Here is a 16843-nt window from a genome sequence, read left to right on the forward strand (position 1 = left end):
AACCTTCCGGCCTGCAGGGTCACTCAGGGATCGGCGAGGAGCACGGGGGCATCCTGCCAGAGTCGCTCCAACTGGTAGAACGCCCGGGTCTCGGGGTGGAACAGGTGGACCACCACGTCCACGAAATCGAGCAACACCCAACGGCCGTGGGTCAGGCCCTCGATGTGGTGGGTGTCGAGGCCGGCGTCCTGCATCGCATCCATCACCCCGTCCGCGAGCCCTCGCACATGGGCGTCGGACGTGCCGGAGGCGATCACGAAGTAATCGGTCGCATCGGTCAGCCCGCGGAGGTCAAGCACGTGGACGCGATGTCCCTTGCGGTCCTCGATCGCGCCGACCACGGCGCGCACCGCAGCGGGGAGGCGACGGTCAACCAACGGGGTGCTCGGGGGTGCCATCCTCAACTTGATACGCCACGGCCCACGCCCCGGATCCAACGTGGGTGCCCAGAACGCCCGTCGCCGGCCCGACAATGATCTCTCGCGGCGTGAAGGCCGCCTGCAACGCCATCCGCACCCGTTCGGCCACCTCGGGCGCCTCGGCGTGAACGATGCCGAAGCGGATCGACCTGGGGCGCGGCGTCAGCGCCGCCGTGATTCGGGCCAGCATCCGCGGGACCACCTGGTCGCGTCCTCGCACCCGGTCCACCGGCTGCAGCCGTCCAGCCGCGTCGACTTCCAGAATCGGTTTGATATCGAGCAGGCCGCCCAGCCAGGCCTTCCCCTTCGATACGCGACCCGAGCGAATCAAGTTGTCGTAGACGTCCACGGTGAGCAGCAGCCCCGATTGATCACGCACCCGGATCAACTCCTTCGCGATGGCGGCGGCGGGCCACCCCGCTTCCGCCAGTTCGGCCCCTCGCAAGGCCAGCAGCCCCAGTCCGACCGAGGCGCTGCGCGAATCCACCAGATGGACGCCGTTGATCCCTGCCGCGTTAACCGCCGCCTGCGCCGAGCCGAGCGTGCCGGAGAGCACCCCGCCGAGAAAGACCCCGACGACTTCTTCCGCCTCCTCCCGCGCCGCCCGGAACGCCCGGACGAACTGGGCGGGCGTGGGTTGGGAGGTCGTCGGCAACTCCTTGGCCGTTCGCAGGCGCCGATAGAAATCCTCGGGCTTCAACTCGATCCGGTCGCGAAAGGTCTCGTGGCCGAACATCACCTGCAGCGGCACCATGATGATCCGGTGTTGATCGAGCACGGCGTCGGGGAGGTCGTTCGACGAATCCACCACGATCGCGACCCGCCGCGTCTCGACGTGCGACAGGCGTCGGTGCTGGGCCCGCATGTCTTCCGCCTTGCGTGCGGTGACCGTGCCCCACTGTTCCGCGTACGTGAAGACGGCGTCGGGGGCGTCGGTATGCACATGGATCTTCAGGATGTCACCTGCGATCCCCACCACCACCGAGCCGCCGAAGCCGTGCATCGCCTCCCGGACGTCGTTGGCGGGGGGCAGCGGGACGCCCCGGACCAACACCTCGGTACAGAACTGGAAGTCGCGCTCGGCGTCGAACCCGGCCATCGCGGCCGGGATCACCGCCTCGCCTTCGAGCGGCATCATTGCTGGCAAGATGGGGTCGCCGTTGATCGCGCGCACGAAGCCCTCGATCATCCTGACAAATCCCTTACCGCCCGCATCGACGACGCCGGCCTCCTTGAGGACCGCCATCATCTCCGGTGTCTTGGCGAGCACCACCTCGGCCTCGTGGTGCAACCGGCGCATGAAGTCGCCGATGTCGGGCGTGCCGGCCGCGGCGAGCTCGGCCGCACGGGCCGCGTCGCGGGCGACCGTGAGAATGGTCCCCTCACACGGCTCGTCGAGGGCACGCTCGAGGGCGTCGGCTCCACGGCGCACCGCCGCGGCGACGACTTCCGTATCGGCGGTGACGCGGTCGTTCAGTCCCTCGGAAAAGCCGATGAGGAAGTGCGCCAGCATCATGCCGGAATTGCCGCGCGCGCCGAGCAGGGCCGCCCGCGCCGCCGTGGTGGCGGTGTCCGGAAGCGAGGCGTCGCCGAGCGCCCGGAGGGCGTCGGCGACGGCACGCAGCGTCAGCGAAAAATTGGTGCCGGTGTCGCCATCAGGCACCGGAAAGACGTTGATCCGGTTCAGCTCGTCCCGGCTGGCCGCGACCCAATCAGCCGCGGCATAGAAGCCGCGCGCGAGTCGGGGGCCATCGAGATAACCGATCCCGACCGTCACCGCCCCTCAGCCTTCGGGGGAGATGTTGACCTTCACTTCGGCGTGGACGTCGTGGTGCAGCTTGACGGCCACCGAGTGGAAGCCGAGCAACTTGATGTGATGCTCCAGGTCGATCTTGCGCTTGTCGACCACGAGGCCCATCGCGCCCAGCGCATCGGCGATGTCCGCCGAGGTGATCGAGCCGAAGAGCTTGCCTTCATCGCCCGCCTTGCGGGTGAGTTCGACGGTGACCGCATTCAGCTTGGCGGCGAAGGCCTGGGCCTCGGCGCGCTCGGCGGCATGCTTGGCGTCGCGGGCCTTCGCCTCGGCGGCGATCCGCTTCTTGTTTCCCTCGGTCGCTTCGAAGGCGAGGCCGTTGGGGAGGAGGAAGTTGCGGGCATAGCCCGGCTTGACGCGGACCAGGTCACCGGCCTTGCCGAGCGAGGGGACAGCCTCGCGAAGAATCAGATCCATCATGGGGCAACTCCTTGGGGCGGCGGCACGCGCCGTCGAAGGTCGAGCCAGGTGTCGGCCACGCCCAGGACGGCGCAGCCCAGTGGTACCAATGCTAACACCGGCACCGCGGCGAGGCACAGGAGCACCACGAAGGGGCGTGGTGCGGGGATCATGGCACTGCGGACGACCGCCAGCCCACGCGCCGCGTAGAGCGTGGCGACCACCAGCAGGAGGTTGCGGACGAGCAATTCGGCGCCGCGGGGCAGGTCGATCAGCACCAGCGCGGTCAGCACCACCAGGGCCCAGATCAGGTGGTCACTGAAGCGAAAGGTGCGAAACGGCGCGGGTGGTGTGCCGAGCGGGTGGCGCGACAACCGATGGTACCACTCCCAGGCCAGCCAACCTCCGAGCAGGGCATAGATCGCGACCATCGCGGGGTAGAGTTCCCCCATCGTCGTGGTCGCCCGGCTGAGCTCCTGGACCAGTTCGGTCGCCGTTGGCGAACTGCTTCCCGAGACCAGCACCTCGGAGTGGACGAGGGGATTCTCCGGGAGACCGAAGCTCGGGAACAGCGCCCGCCATCCTTTCCACGTGGTGCTGACGATCTCGCTTTCGAGGTCGCTGAAGCGGAGGCCGAGCCTGAGGAACCAGCCGATGGTCGCGGTGGCGGCGACGCCGATGGCGATCAGGGTTCGGGTCAGCAGCGAAGGAAACGTCCCGCCCAGTGCCGCCACGACGTAGGCGCCGGTGAAGAAGGCGCCCGCCGCGCGGAGCGTCTGCTCGGGGAGGGTCGTAGGTATCCGCAGCAGCACCGCGATCGAGGTCACCCCGAGGACGATCCAGATCCACTCCCGTGCCGTCGTCGGCCGGGAGAGGAGCAGGAGGACGACCGTTGGGGCGAGGAAGAAAAACGGTGACACGGTTGGGGCCAGCACGAGAAACCCTGCCGCAAGCAGCAGGGTTGGCCACCGCGAACGGGACCCGGGAAGCCCGGGCCCCGGCGGGGTCGTGGTCAGCCGCCGAATCCCTTGATGTACGGGAGGAGGGCGACCTGACGGGCCCGCTTGATGGCGGTGCTGAGCTGGCGCTGGTGACGGGCACAGGTGCCCGACAGGCGGCTCGGCAGGATCTTGCCGCGCTCGGTGAGGAAACGGGTCAGCAACCGCTCATCCTTGAAATCGACGATGCGCACGCCGGATTCGCAGATGGCACAGGTCTTCGATGGGCGGGCCATTACTCGTCGTCCTCCCCGTCCTTGGCAGACGGCGTCGGCGCCATCTGGGCGCCCTCGTTCATCACGATGAGGTGGCGGATCAGCCCCTCGTCCAACTTCAACGCGCGCTCGAACTCCGGCAGCTGGGCCGGGGCGGCATCAAACTTCGCGATGACGTAGTAGCCGGTTTCCTTCCCCGCGATGGGATACGCGAGGGTACGCTTGCCCCAGTGGTCGAGAGCGAATTCCGCTCCCTCGACCTGCGGGATCAACGCGTGGAAGCGATCGAGCTTCTCGGTGACGGCAGCCTCTTCGAGCACGGAGTCGAAGATGTACACCGCCTCATACGAACGGTTCATCAGCACCTTCCTTCGGACATGGTTGCCCCGGGGCTGGTGCGGCACCCGAGGAGGATTGATTGTGGACAGCCATCGAAGATACTAGAAGGGCACCTGCCAGCCCACCCCCCCACGGAGGATGCGCGGCGCGCGGAGGCCGAGGACCGCGGTCCGGCCATTGGCGACCCGGGCCGAGAGGACCCCGAGGGCGGCGCCGGCCACGACATCACTGAGCCAGTGCTTCTCCTCTGCCAACCGGGCCCAGGCGGTGCCGGTGGCGAGGCCATAGAGGCCGGCCCGGGCCCAGGTCGAGCCGGCGGCGTCACCCAGGGTGGTTGCCACGGCGAAGGCCGCAGCGGTGTGCCCCGAGGGGAACGAGGTCTGGCTGGAGAAGGGGGCGAAGTCGAGGCCGTCCCGATCTTGGTCCTGGAAGGGCCTGGCGCGCCCGACGAATTCCTTGGTGGCCTGGGTCACCACGGTCTCGAGCAGGATGGCGGTGGCGGTCTGCCCGGCCAGTCGGACCAGCGCCGGGCGATGGCCCACCCAACCGGCCAAGGCGAGGCCACCGCTGATCCCGGCGATCGCCGGTGCTTCCCCGAAGGTCTTGAGACGGCGGGCCGTCTGGAGCCGCCCCGCCGAGGGGGTGTCGGCGAATCGCCGGCCGATGGACGCGTCCACCAGCATTGAGGCCACCACGATGCCACTGACAGCTCCGACGGTGGGCCACCGCAACGCGATCGGCCCCGGCTGCTGCCCGCCGACCGGGGCCCGAAAGGGCGCCAGCAGGCAGAGGGCAAGCAGCAGGGGCCGCCGCATCAGGAGGTGACTACTTGGCGGTGCCGAGTCGCAGCCAGCGCACCTCGTGCAGTTCGCCGTCCTGAGGGCGCTGCACCAAGAGCGAATCGCCGGCGGCGAGGAGCACCTTGGTCGTCGAGGGCAGCAGGAAGCGGCCGGTCGGCTTCCCGTCGGCGCGGAGCCGGATGAACTCGATCTGCTCGGCCCCGGCGACCGGCGCCGCCAGATAGAGCTGCCCCTCGTGCGTGGCCACGATCCCGGCGAGCGCCGGATGCAGCGTGTCGCTCTTCTGCGTCATGCTGTCGAGGTCGACCTCGGAGAGTTGGCCATCGAGCCTCGCCTGGACGGCGGCCCGCTTGGCGGCGAACTCCTCGGGGGTGATGCGCAGCCGCGGACGATTGATGTGCAACTGCCAGCGCGGGTTGCCGTCGGCCATCTTGCGCACCAGGTCGATCCGGTCCCCTTCACCCCACACGATCTCGCCATCGGGGAAGAGTGCGTAGACGGGGGAAGTGGCGAAGAGCGGCGGTGTCGAGACCAGTTGCGTCCCCTGCAGGCGGACCCACGGCATCGGTGCCTGCAGCAGCAGCTGCCCTGTGGTGTCGGTCGCCTTCTTCAGGAGGAAGATGCGAAATGCACCTTCGCCGGATTCGCTGTGTGCCACCATCCCCTGCAGGATCGGCAACGCGCCGACGAACCCGCGCGCCTCACCGTCTTCGATCGCCGGAATCGGCTTCGACTCGACGAAGACTCCCTTGGCATCGTAGGTCATCGCGCGGGCGCCATCGGTCATCATGTCGATGAGCTCGACGGCGTTGTCCGATCCAGGCCCGACGCCGAGGACCGCCTGATATTCGCCAAGCCCCTGCCCGACGCGACCGATCGTGACCGGCGCCGTGTCGGCGCTCCAGATCTGCACCGGGCGTCCCGGTTCCCAGAGGGCGATGCGATCCCCGCCGAGTCGGTTGGCGATCGGTTGCGTCAGGGGGCAGGCCGACCGGCCGTCGGCCACGCAGACGAGTCGGCCATCCTCCGGCGTCAGCAGCGGCAGGGAATCCACCGCGGCGGCGTCGAGGGTCCAGTTGCCACCGGGCGCCGGCGCCTCTGGGGCGTCGGGTGTGGCACATCCAGCAAGTGAGAGCGCGAGGGCGAGTTGCGCCGCGTGGCGCCAGCGGACAGCGATCACGACATCACCTCAGTTGTTGAATCGGAAGAGCATCAAGTCACCATCCTGTACCACATATTCCTTCCCTTCGGCGCGTGCGAGTCCCTGCTCGCGCGAGGGCTTCCAGCCACCGACCCGGACGAAGTCGGCGTACGCGACGGTTTCGGCGCGAATGAATCCCTTCTCGAAGTCGGAGTGAATCACCCCGGCCGCTTCCGGCGCCTTCGCGCCGACGCGGATGGTCCAGGCGCGGACCTCCTTCTCGCCGGCGGTGAAGTAGCTCTGCAGGTTGAGCAGGTGATAGGCCGCCCGTGCGAGCCGATCGAGTCCCGATTCGTGCACGCCGAGCGACGCCATGAAATCGGCTCGATCATCGGCCGGCAGTTCCGCGAGTTCCGCTTCGACCTTCGCCGAGAAGATCACCACGTCGGCCTGCTCGGCGTCGGCGACGATTGCGGCACGGAGCGCCTCGACATGCGCGTTGCCCGCGGCCAGTTCGTCTTCGCGCACGTTGGCGGCATAGAGGACCGGCTTCGACGTGAGGAGGTTGAGCGACTTGAAGAGCGGCTCCTCCTCCGCCGTGTGCTCGACGGCCCGGGCCAGGCCGCCGTTCTCCAGCACCGCCATCACGCGTTCCATCAACGCCTTCTCCGCCTTGGCCGCGGCGTCCCCGGTCTTGGCCGCACGGGTCGCGCGATCGAGCCGCTTCTCGAGCGAGACCATGTCGGAGAGCGCGAGTTCGGTGTTGATCACCGTGCGGTCGCGCACCGGGTCGGGACCGCCCATCACGTGCTGCACGTCGTCGTCCTCGAAGCAGCGGATGACGTGCACGATCGCGTCGACCTCGCGGATGTTGGCGAGGAACTGGTTGCCGAGGCCTTCGCCCTGCGACGCGCCCTTCACCAGTCCGGCGATGTCGACGAACTGGACCGTGGCGGGGACGGTGCGCTCGGGGTTGATCAACTTGGCGATCTCCCCGATGCGCTCATCCGGCACCTCGACCACGCCGGTGTTCGGCTCGATGGTGGCGAAGGGGTAGTTGGCGACAAGCGCCCCCGCCGACGTGAGGGCGTTGAAGAGCGTGGATTTCCCGACGTTGGGAAGGCCGACAATACCGAGTGCGAGCATGGGTCGTTAGTCGTTGGTCGTTAGTCGTTAGGCAAGCCCCACAGGGCCTGTATGCTGCGCACAATCTAGTACCCCGTGGCGTGGAACGGGGCGGCCCAGCGGGGGCTCCGGACCCATAATGCCCGGATGGGAGATTACCGCAAACTGCTCGTCTGGCAGCGGGCCTATCACCTAACACTTGCGGTGTATCGCGCGACCCGTCGTTTTCCGACGAGCGAGCGGTTTGGACTCTCGGCGCAGCTCCAGCGGGCTACGGTGTCCGTTGTGGCCAACATTGCGGAGGGGGCCGGACGCGGTTCGGAAAAGGAACTCACCCGATTCCTCTGGATCGCTCGGGGATCCCTCACCGAGACGATCGCCGAACTCAGCATCGCCCGCGACCTCGGGTACCTGAATTCAGAGGACGCGGGAGCCCTCATCGGCATGGGCAATGACGTCGGTCGGCTCTTGACCGGCCTGCTCAAAGCGCGAGGGGCGATCCCCCAAAGGAGGACCGCCCCTCTAACGACTAACGACTAACGACTAACGACTAACGACTTCCCGAGCGAAACGAACCACGGCGCGAGCACCAGGCTCACCACGCTCATCAGCTTGATCAGGATGTTCATCGCCGGGCCCGAGGTGTCCTTGAACGGATCGCCAACAGTGTCGCCGACGACGGCCGCCTTGTGCGGGTCGGAGCCCTTGCCGCCGTGCGCGCCGCCTTCGATGTACTTCTTGGCGTTGTCCCAGGCGCCGCCGGCGTTGGCCATGAAGAGTGCCATCATGACGCCGGTGACCGTTGCGCCGGCGAGCAGACCGCCGAGGGTCTTCACGCCGAGGAGCGAACCGGTGAGGACGGGGACGAGGATCGAGGCGACGCCCGGGATGATCATCTCACGCAGGGCGGCCTTGGTCGAGATGTCGACGCAGCGCGCCGAATCCGGCTTGACCCCTTCCTTCCCTTCGAGCAGCCCCGGGATCTCGCGGAACTGGCGGCGGACTTCCTCGACCATCCCCTGCGCCGCGCGACCGACGGCCGTCATCGTCTGGGCGCCGACGAAGAACGGCATCACGCCGCCGAGGAAGAGGCCGATGACGACCATCGGGTCGATCAGGTTGAGGCCGACCTTGTCGAGGCCGACGGCCGACGCGTAGGCCGAGAAGAGCGCCAGCGCGGTGAGCGCGGCCGAGCCGATCGCGAAGCCCTTGCCGATCGCGGCGGTGGTGTTGCCGAGGGCGTCGAGGCCGTCGGTGATCGCGCGGACGTCCTTGCCGAGATGGCTCATCTCGGTGATGCCGCCGGCGTTGTCGGCGATCGGGCCGTAGGCGTCGACCGACATCGTCACGCCCACCGTCGCGAGCATGCCGACCGCGGCGATCGAGATGCCGTAGAGGCCGGCGACCATGAACGAGATGTAGGTGGCGCCGCAGATCAGCAGCACCGGGACGATGCAGCTCTCCATCCCGACGGCGAGGCCGGCGATGATGTTCGTCGCGGGGCCCGTCTCCGACGACTGGGCGATGCGCTTCACCGGGCCCATCGCCGTGTAGTACTCGGTGACGAGGCCGATCAGGATGCCGGACACGGTCCCGGCGAGGACGGCCCAGAACGGCCCCATCGGCGAGAGCGCGGTGCCAGCCTCGTCCACCATGTTGAGCGGCAGCGCGGCGGTCAGCATCCAGGCGAAGACGAGGAAGAGGCCGGCGGCGATGAAGGTCACCAGCCGGAGTGCGTTGGCCGGATTCCCCTTGGCGAGTACGCGCATCGTCAGCACGCCGATCAGCGAGGCGACGAGACCGGCGGTGATGTAGGCGAGCGGGAGGAGCATCGCGGTGAGGCGATTGGTGTCGGGGATCAGCACCGACGTCGCCGCGAGGGCGATCGTCGCGATCACCGAACCGACGTACGACTCGAAGATGTCGGCGCCGAGGCCGGCGACGTCGCCGACGTTGTCACCGACGTTGTCGGCGATGGTGGCCGGATTGCGCGGGTCGTCTTCCGGAATGCCGGCTTCGACCTTGCCGACCAGGTCGGCGCCGACGTCGGCCGCCTTGGTGTAGATGCCGCCGCCGACGCGGGCGAAGAGCGCGATGCTCGAGGCGCCCATGGCGAAGCCGGAGATGATCTCGCCGAAGACCTTGGCGTTCGTGGCCAGTTCGACCTTGCCGAGCGTCATGAAGACGATGGCAATGCCGGCGAGCCCGAGCGAGGCCACCGCGAGACCCATGATGGAGCCGCCGCCGAACGCCACGCGGAGTGCCGCGGCCTGCCCCTCGCCGCGCGCCGCTTCGGCGGTGCGGACGTTGGCGATCGTCGCGCCCTTCATCCCGACCCACCCCGCGGCGACGGAGGCGATGCCACCGAGGACGTAGGCGATGCCGGTCTTCGCGCCAACCGCCACGCCGAGCAACCCGGCCACGACCAGCAGGAAGGGAAGGAGCACGACGTATTCGCGCTTGAGGAAGGCCATGGCGCCAAGCGAGATCTGCTCGGCGAGTTCTTGCATGACGCCGGAACCGGCAGGGCGGCTCTTGACGGCGAAGAAGCTCACCATCGTGGCGACGAGGCCGACAAGTCCGACGGCCAGGGCGTAGAAGGGCAAGGTCTCGGTCATGGTCTCAGTGGGTTCGAGGAAGTGGTGGTCAGGTACGGTTGAAACGGGTCATGGCGATCTCGATGCCGTCGTGCACCCAGCACGCCACGGCCTCCGCCATCTGGTCGAGTGTCGCGTCGAGTGCCGCGCGTTCGTCGTCCGCGAAACGGCCCAGGACCCAGTCGGCGAGGTCGTCGTACTCCAGCGGCTTCGCGCCGACGCCAATCCGGAGGCGGGCGTAATCCTGGCGACGAAGCGCGCCCTCGATGCTCTTGAGGCCGTTGTGCCCGCCGGCCGAGCCCGCCCCGCGGAGGCGAAAGCGGCCAGGGGGCAGCGCGACATCGTCGACGAGCACCAGCAGGTCCGACGCCGGGTCCCACGAGGGGCTCCGCAGCATCCGCAGCGCGTCGCCACTGCGATTCATGTAGGTGTTCGGCTTCAGCAAACGAACGGGGACGCCTTCCAGCGTCCCCGACGTTGCCACCGCTTGCTCGGCACGACGGTACGGAGCCATGCCCCACCGCGCGACGAGGTGATCCAACAGCATCCAGCCGGCGTTGTGCCGAGTGCGCTCGTATTCGGGACCGGGGTTGCCGAGCCCGACGATCGCCTTCGCCACTTAGGCGCCGACGGTCTCGGCCTCGTCGGCCTTGCCCTTCTTGATGACTTCCGGCTCGGCGCCGACCACTTCGGTCGTGGCCGAGACTTCGGCGCGGCTCGGAATCACCGAGACCACCGAGAGGCCGCCATCGTGCATGAACTCACCCTTGGCGAGCGTCAGGTCGCGGACGTGCACGGCATGACCCAGCGCGAGGTGGGTGACATCGACGTCGATGTGCTCGGGGATGTCGGCCGGCAGGACCTTGATGCTGATCCGGTGCAGGTGGTGGTCGAGCACGCCGCCCTGGTTGCGCACGCCGTCGGCGGTGCCGATGACATGGACCGGGACTTCGACGATGATCGGCTCACCGGCGACGACGGCGTAGAGGTCGATGTGAATGACCTCGGCGCGCTTCACCGGATTGCGCTGGACCTCGCGGACCAGGGCCTTGATCGGGGCGCCACCATCGATGGCGACATCGACCAGGGTGGCCTCGCCACCGATCACCTCGAGGAGGCGCCCGAGGGCGCGCGACTCGACGGCGAGCGAGCGGGACTCGATCCCATGCCCGTACAGGACCGCCGGAACCTTGCCTTCGCGGCGCAGGGACCGCGCCGCGCCCTTGCCCGTGTTCGAACGCGATTGCGCGTTGAGCTCTACCTGATGCATTGCCGTCTCCGTCCTTCAGTTCAGTCGTTCAGTCGAACAACGCGCTGACCGACTGGTCGCTGTGCGTATATCCGATCGCCTTGGCCAACAATCCCGCGATCGAGAGCACCTTGAGCGCCGGGAAATGGCGCTCGGGGGGTATCGCGATCGTGTTGGTGACCGCCACTTCGGTCACCGGTGCCGCCGACAGCCGCTCCACCGCGGGCCCCGAGAGCAGGGCATGGGTGGCGCAGATGTAGACATCATTCGCGCCGAGGCGCTTGAGGGCATGGACGGCTTCCGCCATCGTGCCCCCGGTATCGATCATGTCGTCGGCGAGAATGCAGTTCTTGCCGGCGACATCGCCAACCACGTTCACCACTTCTGCCACGTTCGGCCCGGTGCGGCGCTTGTCGATGATCGCCAGCGTGCCGTTGAGCCGCTTGGCAAAGCCTCGGGCCATCTTGGCCGAGCCGACATCGGGCGCCACCACGACCACGTCCTGCAGGTTCATCTGCCGGTAGTGCTGGACGAAGACCGGCGCCGCGTAGAGGTGGTCGACCGGAAGGTCGAAGAACCCCTGCAACTGGTGCTGGTGGAAGTCGATCGCCAGAACGCGATCCGCGCCCGCCACCGACACCATGTTCGCCATCAGCTTCGCGGAGATCGCCACCCGCGGCTGATCCTTGCGGTCCTGACGGGCATACCCGAAGTAGGGCATCACCGCCGTGATCCGCGCCGCACTCGCCCGCCGCGCCGCATCCATGAGCAGCAACAGCTCGAGCATGTTCTCGGCCGGCGGATTCGTCGAATTGATGACGTAGACGTCCCGCCCGCGGACGTTCTCATCGATCCGGACGAAGATCTCCCCATCGGCGAAGCGCTTGAGCGTCACCTTGCAAAGTTGACCGCCCAACTGCTGGGCAATCTCCTCTGCGAGAGGACGATTCGCCGACCCGCTCAGGAGGAGCATCGGCTTCGAAGTCAGGGGTATATCCGCCATAACGACAGCCCGGAAAGATAGCGGTGGGGGGGAAGCTGGGGAAGGGGAGAGAAACCGCGGTATTGCCCCGCGTGGATTCGAACCACGATAGCCGGATCCAAAGACCGGCGTCTTGCCATTAGACGACGGGGCAGAGAGAGCCAAAACTAGCCGTGAGATGGGGTTATGGGGAGGCTCGCTCGGGATGATCGATCATCGATGATCCGGCCTGAGTCCTCACCACCGCACCAAACCGGCCTCCCAGCCGGCTCGCCGCGTCCTCCCGGTCCTGTTCAGTCCGGTAGACGGCGAAGAGGGTGCTTCCCGAGCCGCTCATGCGGCAGAGGAAGGGATGGGTGCCGGCGAGGGCCTCGAAACCGGCACGGATCTGGGGAAAGCGGCCGAAGACGGCCCCCTCGAAGTCGTTGCCGCCGAGGCGGGCCAGGTCGCTCCAGGACTGCAGCACGGTCTGATCGAGGACCACGGTGCCTCGGGGGCCGTCGGCGTCGCGGACCTCGTCGACCCACCGGTAGGCGTCCCCGGTCGGGACGGCTGCGCCCGGGAAGAGGAGGAGCATCGGCTTGGAGGGGAGGGCCGGGAGCCGGAGCAGCCGCTGGCCGTGACCCCAGGCCAGCGCGAGGGGGGCATCGGCGAGGAAGAAGGGGACATCCGCCCCGAGCCGGTTCGCCATCTGGAGCAGTTCCGAGGCGGGGACGGCCCCATTGGCGAGCTGGTTCACCGCCCGGAGTGCCGCGGCCGCATCGCTCGAGCCGCCGCCGAGGCCTCCGCCGGCCGGAATCCGCTTGACCAGCCGCATCGCGACCCCGAAGCGCCGCCCCGTGGCGGCAAGCACGGCATCGGCGGCGCGCCAGGCGAGGTTCTGCTCGGTGGGGCCGACGTCCGCCCCCTCGACGTCGAGCGTGATCCCGGTGTCGGTGCGGGTGACCTCGAGGGTGTCGTGCAGGGCGATCCGGCAGAAGAGCGTCTCGATCCCGTGGTAGCCGGAGGCTTCGCGAGCCAGCACGCGGAGGAAGAGGTTGACCTTGGCGGGGCAGGAGTGCGTGAGCGTCTCGCTCATGCCGCCTCCTGCGGGATCGCCTCGCGGCGAAAGCCCGTGGTCACCGCCGACCAGGCGCCCATCAGGGTGATGGGAACGAAGGTGGTGACGTGGTAGAGCAACCCATACGCGAAGCCCGCTTCGAAGGGAAGACCGTAGAGCGCGGCGAGGGTTCCAGCGATCGCGGCCTCGAACACGCCGAAGTATCCCGGACTCGATGGCATTGCGATGCCGATCATCAGTGCGCCCTGAAGAATCAACGCACCGCTGAACGGGATGTCGAAGCCGAAGGCGGCAAACGCCGCATAGAACGACGCACCGTTGCAGAGCCAGATGGCCAACGACCAGCCAATGACAGGGAACGCCGTGCGCGGGTCGCTGAGGGCAGAAATGCCGAGCAGGATGCGTTCGCCAAAGTGGTAGAGCGCGTCGCCGATTCGGTTGTTCGGCAAGAGCCTGCGGGCGATACCGAGGGTGGTCTCGCGCCGCCACGCCGCAAGCGCGGCCACAATGAGTGCGGCGAGGCCGAGCGCGCCGATCGTCGTGGCGATCTCGGCGATCGGCTTCGTCTTCCCGGGCAAGGTCAGCGACGGATCGATCCCGCCACGCGTCAGCGCGAGCGAGAGAAGGCCTACGGCGACGAGGGCATCCATCACCCGCTCGACGGCAATGCTCGAGAGGGCCGCCGCGAACGGCACGCGGCCCAGCCGGGACACCGCGCCCATGCGCACGACCTCGCCGGCGCGGAACGGCAGCACATTGTTCGCCGCGAACCCCATCGCGATGGCGTGCCACGCGGGGAGCCAGCCGACGGGCCGACCATCCTCGTGATGCAGCAACCAGCGCCACCGCGGGACGCGCAACGGGAAGGCGAGCGTCGCCAGCACCACGGCGAGCAACATCCAGAGCCGATCGGCCGCGACCATGTACTGCCACGACGCGGCCCAGTCGGTCTTCCGGAAGGTGTACCAGACGACGGCCGCGGAGATCGCGAGCCCGAGGGCCAGCTGCATTGCGCGCTTGCCGCGCGGCGCCGACTCAGGCGGCGTCACGAGCCAGCGGCACGAGGTCGAGCAGCTCCTGGATGTAGGGTCGGAGGCGATCGAGTGACACGGTGGGTTCCGAGAGCAGGCCGTTGATTTCCTCGCGCACCTGCGCCGCGCGGTGCAGGGCGGATGGCCCGCGATAGAGCAACTGCTCGATCGGCAGCACGTCGTTGCCGAGCAGGGCATCGAGCGATGGTGCCTCGTCGCCGCGTTGCGCGGTCACGAGGGCGAGCGAACGGTACGCCCGCTCGAGGCGCCCCGGCATTCCGGCCGCGGCGGCCGGGATCATCACGCTCGGCGCGTCGGGCGCCAGTGACTCGATGGCGACGATCGGCGGTTCGTCCGGCGCAAGAGAGTCGATCGACACGATCGGCGGTTCGTCCGGCGCAAGAGAGTCGATCGACACGATCGGCGGTTCGTCCGGCGCGAGGGAGTCGATCGACACGATCGGCAACTCCTCGGGGGCAAGCGACTCGACCGACACGATCGGCAACTCGTCGGGGGCGAGCGACTCGATGGCGACGATCGGCGCCTCGTCGGGCGCGGGTGATTCGATCGCGACGACCGGCGGCTCGTCGGGCCGGAAAGTGACGACGGGAATCGTCGGCGGTGCCGACAGGTCGAGCGCTGGGGGCTGCCACGGGTTGGCGAGCAGCGCCGGGGTCACCGCCGGCGAACCATCGGGCGTGGCATGGAACGCTGCGCCGAGGATCGTCGCCGCGAGGCGGTCACGCGCACCAAGCCGCTCGCCCACCGCAGGGGCATTGCCGGTGTCGGAGAGGAACTGTCCCGCCTCGCGGAGGAGGCCGAGGAAGCGGTCGCGATCACCGCGGGCGAGACCCGCGCCAATCGCACCGGTCAACGCCTGCGCCAGCGGCGCGAGGAAGCGGCCGGTGGGCGACTTCGGCGGCATGGTCGCCAAGGTGCGGTGCAGCACGAAGAGCCGGAGGTCGGCTGCCGCACTCGACGGGCTGCGCTGCAACTGCTCGGCGATTTCCAGCAGGTGGTCGCCGACACCGACCAGTTCGAGTGCGACTGGCGTGGCATCACCGGCAAGCAGGGGCGGGGTCCCGCGGCGAAGGAGTGACTCCCCGCCCTCGGGGGCGAGTGCGCCGATCGGGACCACGTCCCGCTCGCCGGCATACGATGTGAGCAACGCGTCGGCGAGCCCGGCGAGTTCGCGCGGCTGCTCGACGCGGCCGTCGTCGTTCATCGACTTCGCCATCGCCGCCAGCACGTGGGCACCATCGGCAAAGAGGGTGGCGACGTCAGGCGGTGGCGGGACGTCGCTGAGCAAGGTGCGCGTCGCCATCTCCATCGCGTCGAGCAGCTCCGGGAGCGGCGACAGTTCGGCGGAACCGCCCAAACCGCGCAAGGCGCGCATCCGTTCAAGCACTGCCGCTAGTGCGGCCTGGGGTGGCACCGGTGCCAACGCCCGGGCCGCTTCCTCCAGTGAGCCGGCGATCATCGCCGATTCGCGCGCGATGAAGGCGCGAACACCCGGGGTCAGCGCCGGCGTGGCTGGCACCGTCATCTTCACGCCACCCCCGGACGTGGCCCGTTCGATCCGATCGGCCAGGGCGAGGGCGGCGCGGTCGTCCACGGCCTCCCAGGCGGTGGCGCGCTCGGTCAGGTCGCGGAGGGTCTGGAGGCCGTCGAGCCACGCCGCTCGCGGCCCCGGAGCCCACGGGGTCGCGTGGTCGCGGACCTGGCGGGCCAGTGCCTCGAGGCCGGCGGCGGCGCGGGCGAAGGTGCCGAGGCCCGCCATGAGCGCCGCGCCGCGCAGGGCCCGGGCGCCCCGCACCAGTCGCTCCAGCTCGGGGGCATCGCCCGCGACGGCTGGATCGAGGTCGGCGAGGTACTCGCGCGCTTCCAGCGCGAAGAACTCGGCGCGGCGGGCGGCGGTGCTCACGCGCGGGCATCCTCACAGAGCCGCTTCATGGTGCGGACCGCGGGACCGATACCCTCAAAGATGGCGCGGCTCACGACACTGTGTCCGATGTTGAGTTCCTCGATTTCGGGAATGCGGGCGATCGGCAGGACGTTCGCGTAGGTGAGTCCGTGCCCGGCGTGGACCGCGAGCCCGATGCCCGCCGCATACTCCGCCGCCCGCTGCACCTCGGCGAGGGAGCTCCCCCCGTCGTGGTGCCACCCATGAGCGTATCGGCCGGTATGCAGCTCGATCGCAGGGACACCGAGATCCTTGGCCTCATCGATGACGCTGATATCCGGATCGATGAAGAGGGCCACGTGGATTCCGGCCGCGTCGAGGCGACGCAGGGCGGTGCGAAGGTACGGGTCACGCCGCGCCAGGTCGAGGCCACCCTCGGTGGTCACCTCCTCGCGACGCTCGGGGACGATGGTCACCTGATAGGGCCGGAGCCGGCAGGCGAAGTCGACGATGTCTTCCCGGGTCGCCAACTCGAGGTTGCAGACCGTCGTCACCGCCGCCGCGATCCCCTCGACGTCGTGATCCTGGATGTGGCGCCGATCTTCCCGGAGGTGGACCGTGATGCCGTCGGCGCCGTGCGCCTCGGCCTCCGCCGCCGCCCGCCGCGGGTCCGGTTCGTCGGTGCGCCGCGCCTCCCGGAGCGTCGCCACATGATCCACATTGATGTAGAGCCGAAGCGGTCGCATTCACGGCTGCCGGGGTATACGTTTCA

The 16843-nt window shown here is 68.7% G+C and carries 18 protein-coding genes and 1 tRNA gene; 1 reads left to right on the plus strand and 18 read right to left on the minus strand.

The annotated features are described in order from the left end of the window. Positions 1-23 precede the first annotated feature (23 nt). From rsfS to ychF, 9 genes are all read right to left on the minus strand, one after another. Complete coding sequence (rsfS, locus tag IPP98_14515; protein ID MBL0180310.1) at positions 24-398, minus strand: ribosome silencing factor; 375 nt, start codon at positions 396-398, stop codon at positions 24-26. Next, the gene (locus tag IPP98_14520; GenBank protein ID MBL0180311.1) at positions 370-2196 is read right to left on the minus strand and encodes a DegV family EDD domain-containing protein; all 1827 of its coding nucleotides are present in this window, start codon (positions 2194-2196) and stop codon (positions 370-372) included. Before IPP98_14520 ends, rsfS begins: the two co-directional genes overlap by 29 nt. Positions 2197-2202: 6 nt before the next feature. Beyond that, positions 2203-2649 carry a 50S ribosomal protein L9 gene (locus IPP98_14525; GenBank protein ID MBL0180312.1) on the minus strand — a complete coding sequence of 149 codons (447 nt, stop codon included), beginning with the start codon at positions 2647-2649 and terminating at the stop codon, positions 2203-2205. Next, positions 2649-3551, minus strand: coding sequence for a DUF2232 domain-containing protein (locus IPP98_14530; GenBank protein MBL0180313.1), 903 nt, complete (start codon positions 3549-3551; stop codon positions 2649-2651). Before IPP98_14530 ends, IPP98_14525 begins: the two co-directional genes overlap by 1 nt. Positions 3552-3643: 92 nt before the next feature. Beyond that, a complete protein-coding gene (locus IPP98_14535) occupies positions 3644-3865 on the minus strand; it encodes a 30S ribosomal protein S18 (protein MBL0180314.1) in 222 nt (73 codons plus the stop codon). Next, entirely contained in the window at positions 3865-4203 is a 339-nt protein-coding gene (gene rpsF / locus IPP98_14540; protein MBL0180315.1) for a 30S ribosomal protein S6, read from the minus strand. Before rpsF ends, IPP98_14535 begins: the two co-directional genes overlap by 1 nt. Before the next feature lie 81 nt (positions 4204-4284). Then, positions 4285-4998 carry a phosphatase PAP2 family protein gene (locus IPP98_14545; GenBank protein ID MBL0180316.1) on the minus strand — a complete coding sequence of 238 codons (714 nt, stop codon included), beginning with the start codon at positions 4996-4998 and terminating at the stop codon, positions 4285-4287. A gap of 10 nt (positions 4999-5008) precedes the next feature. Next, complete coding sequence (locus tag IPP98_14550) at positions 5009-6163, minus strand: hypothetical protein (protein MBL0180317.1); 1155 nt, start codon at positions 6161-6163, stop codon at positions 5009-5011. 9 nt (positions 6164-6172) lie between these two features. Then, complete coding sequence (ychF, locus tag IPP98_14555) at positions 6173-7270, minus strand: redox-regulated ATPase YchF (GenBank protein ID MBL0180318.1); 1098 nt, start codon at positions 7268-7270, stop codon at positions 6173-6175. 126 nt (positions 7271-7396) lie between these two features. Here ychF and IPP98_14560 point away from each other — a divergent pair, with 126 nt between their 5' ends. Next, the gene (locus tag IPP98_14560) at positions 7397-7789 is read left to right on the plus strand and encodes a four helix bundle protein (GenBank protein ID MBL0180319.1); all 393 of its coding nucleotides are present in this window, start codon (positions 7397-7399) and stop codon (positions 7787-7789) included. Here the strand turns inward: IPP98_14560 and IPP98_14565 are convergent. The 9 genes from IPP98_14565 to IPP98_14605 form a co-directional block, all read right to left on the minus strand. Beyond that, positions 7786-9867 carry a sodium-translocating pyrophosphatase gene (locus IPP98_14565; GenBank protein MBL0180320.1) on the minus strand — a complete coding sequence of 694 codons (2082 nt, stop codon included), beginning with the start codon at positions 9865-9867 and terminating at the stop codon, positions 7786-7788. The two genes, IPP98_14560 and IPP98_14565, sit on opposite strands and share 4 nt — an antisense overlap. A 28-nt stretch (positions 9868-9895) precedes the next feature. Then, positions 9896-10465, minus strand: coding sequence for an aminoacyl-tRNA hydrolase (locus IPP98_14570; GenBank protein MBL0180321.1), 570 nt, complete (start codon positions 10463-10465; stop codon positions 9896-9898). Next, on the minus strand, positions 10466-11116 hold the full coding sequence (locus IPP98_14575) for a 50S ribosomal protein L25 (GenBank protein MBL0180322.1): 651 nt from the start codon (positions 11114-11116) through the stop codon (positions 10466-10468). Positions 11117-11144: 28 nt separating this feature from the next. Next, entirely contained in the window at positions 11145-12098 is a 954-nt protein-coding gene (locus IPP98_14580; protein ID MBL0180323.1) for a ribose-phosphate pyrophosphokinase, read from the minus strand. Positions 12099-12160: 62 nt separating this feature from the next. Then, positions 12161-12231, minus strand: a tRNA-Gln gene (locus tag IPP98_14585). Between the two features lie 30 nt (positions 12232-12261). Further along, on the minus strand, positions 12262-13155 hold the full coding sequence (gene ispE, locus IPP98_14590) for a 4-(cytidine 5'-diphospho)-2-C-methyl-D-erythritol kinase (protein MBL0180324.1): 894 nt from the start codon (positions 13153-13155) through the stop codon (positions 12262-12264). After that, positions 13152-14186 (minus strand): flippase-like domain-containing protein, encoded by a 1035-nt coding sequence (locus IPP98_14595; GenBank protein ID MBL0180325.1) that lies wholly within the window; start codon positions 14184-14186, stop codon positions 13152-13154. Before IPP98_14595 ends, ispE begins: the two co-directional genes overlap by 4 nt. Continuing rightward, positions 14173-16092, minus strand: a complete 1920-nt coding sequence (locus IPP98_14600) for a hypothetical protein (GenBank protein MBL0180326.1) — start codon at positions 16090-16092, stop codon at positions 14173-14175. Before IPP98_14600 ends, IPP98_14595 begins: the two co-directional genes overlap by 14 nt. Continuing rightward, on the minus strand, positions 16089-16817 hold the full coding sequence (locus IPP98_14605) for a pyridoxine 5'-phosphate synthase (protein MBL0180327.1): 729 nt from the start codon (positions 16815-16817) through the stop codon (positions 16089-16091). Before IPP98_14605 ends, IPP98_14600 begins: the two co-directional genes overlap by 4 nt. Positions 16818-16843 lie beyond the last annotated feature (26 nt).

This window comes from Gemmatimonadota bacterium, from assembly GCA_016720805.1.
In the GTDB taxonomy this organism is placed as follows: domain Bacteria; phylum Gemmatimonadota; class Gemmatimonadetes; order Gemmatimonadales; family GWC2-71-9; genus Palsa-1233.

What these genes read in the sequence shown, in the direction of transcription:
- rpsF (MBL0180315.1), bottom strand. Translation starts at nt 4,203, where the DNA reads ATGAACCGTTCGTATGAGGCGGTGTACATCTTCGACTCCGTGCTCGAA.
- IPP98_14535 (MBL0180314.1), bottom strand. Translation starts at nt 3,865, where the DNA reads ATGGCCCGCCCATCGAAGACCTGTGCCATCTGCGAATCCGGCGTGCGC.
- rsfS (MBL0180310.1), bottom strand. Translation starts at nt 398, where the DNA reads ATGGCACCCCCGAGCACCCCGTTGGTTGACCGTCGCCTCCCCGCTGCG.
- IPP98_14560 (MBL0180319.1), top strand. Translation starts at nt 7,397, where the DNA reads ATGGGAGATTACCGCAAACTGCTCGTCTGGCAGCGGGCCTATCACCTA.
- ychF (MBL0180318.1), bottom strand. Translation starts at nt 7,270, where the DNA reads ATGCTCGCACTCGGTATTGTCGGCCTTCCCAACGTCGGGAAATCCACG.
- IPP98_14545 (MBL0180316.1), bottom strand. Translation starts at nt 4,998, where the DNA reads ATGCGGCGGCCCCTGCTGCTTGCCCTCTGCCTGCTGGCGCCCTTTCGG.
- ispE (MBL0180324.1), bottom strand. Translation starts at nt 13,155, where the DNA reads ATGAGCGAGACGCTCACGCACTCCTGCCCCGCCAAGGTCAACCTCTTC.
- IPP98_14605 (MBL0180327.1), bottom strand. Translation starts at nt 16,817, where the DNA reads ATGCGACCGCTTCGGCTCTACATCAATGTGGATCATGTGGCGACGCTC.
- IPP98_14575 (MBL0180322.1), bottom strand. Translation starts at nt 11,116, where the DNA reads ATGCATCAGGTAGAGCTCAACGCGCAATCGCGTTCGAACACGGGCAAG.
- IPP98_14580 (MBL0180323.1), bottom strand. Translation starts at nt 12,098, where the DNA reads ATGGCGGATATACCCCTGACTTCGAAGCCGATGCTCCTCCTGAGCGGG.
- IPP98_14525 (MBL0180312.1), bottom strand. Translation starts at nt 2,649, where the DNA reads ATGGATCTGATTCTTCGCGAGGCTGTCCCCTCGCTCGGCAAGGCCGGT.
- IPP98_14565 (MBL0180320.1), bottom strand. Translation starts at nt 9,867, where the DNA reads ATGACCGAGACCTTGCCCTTCTACGCCCTGGCCGTCGGACTTGTCGGC.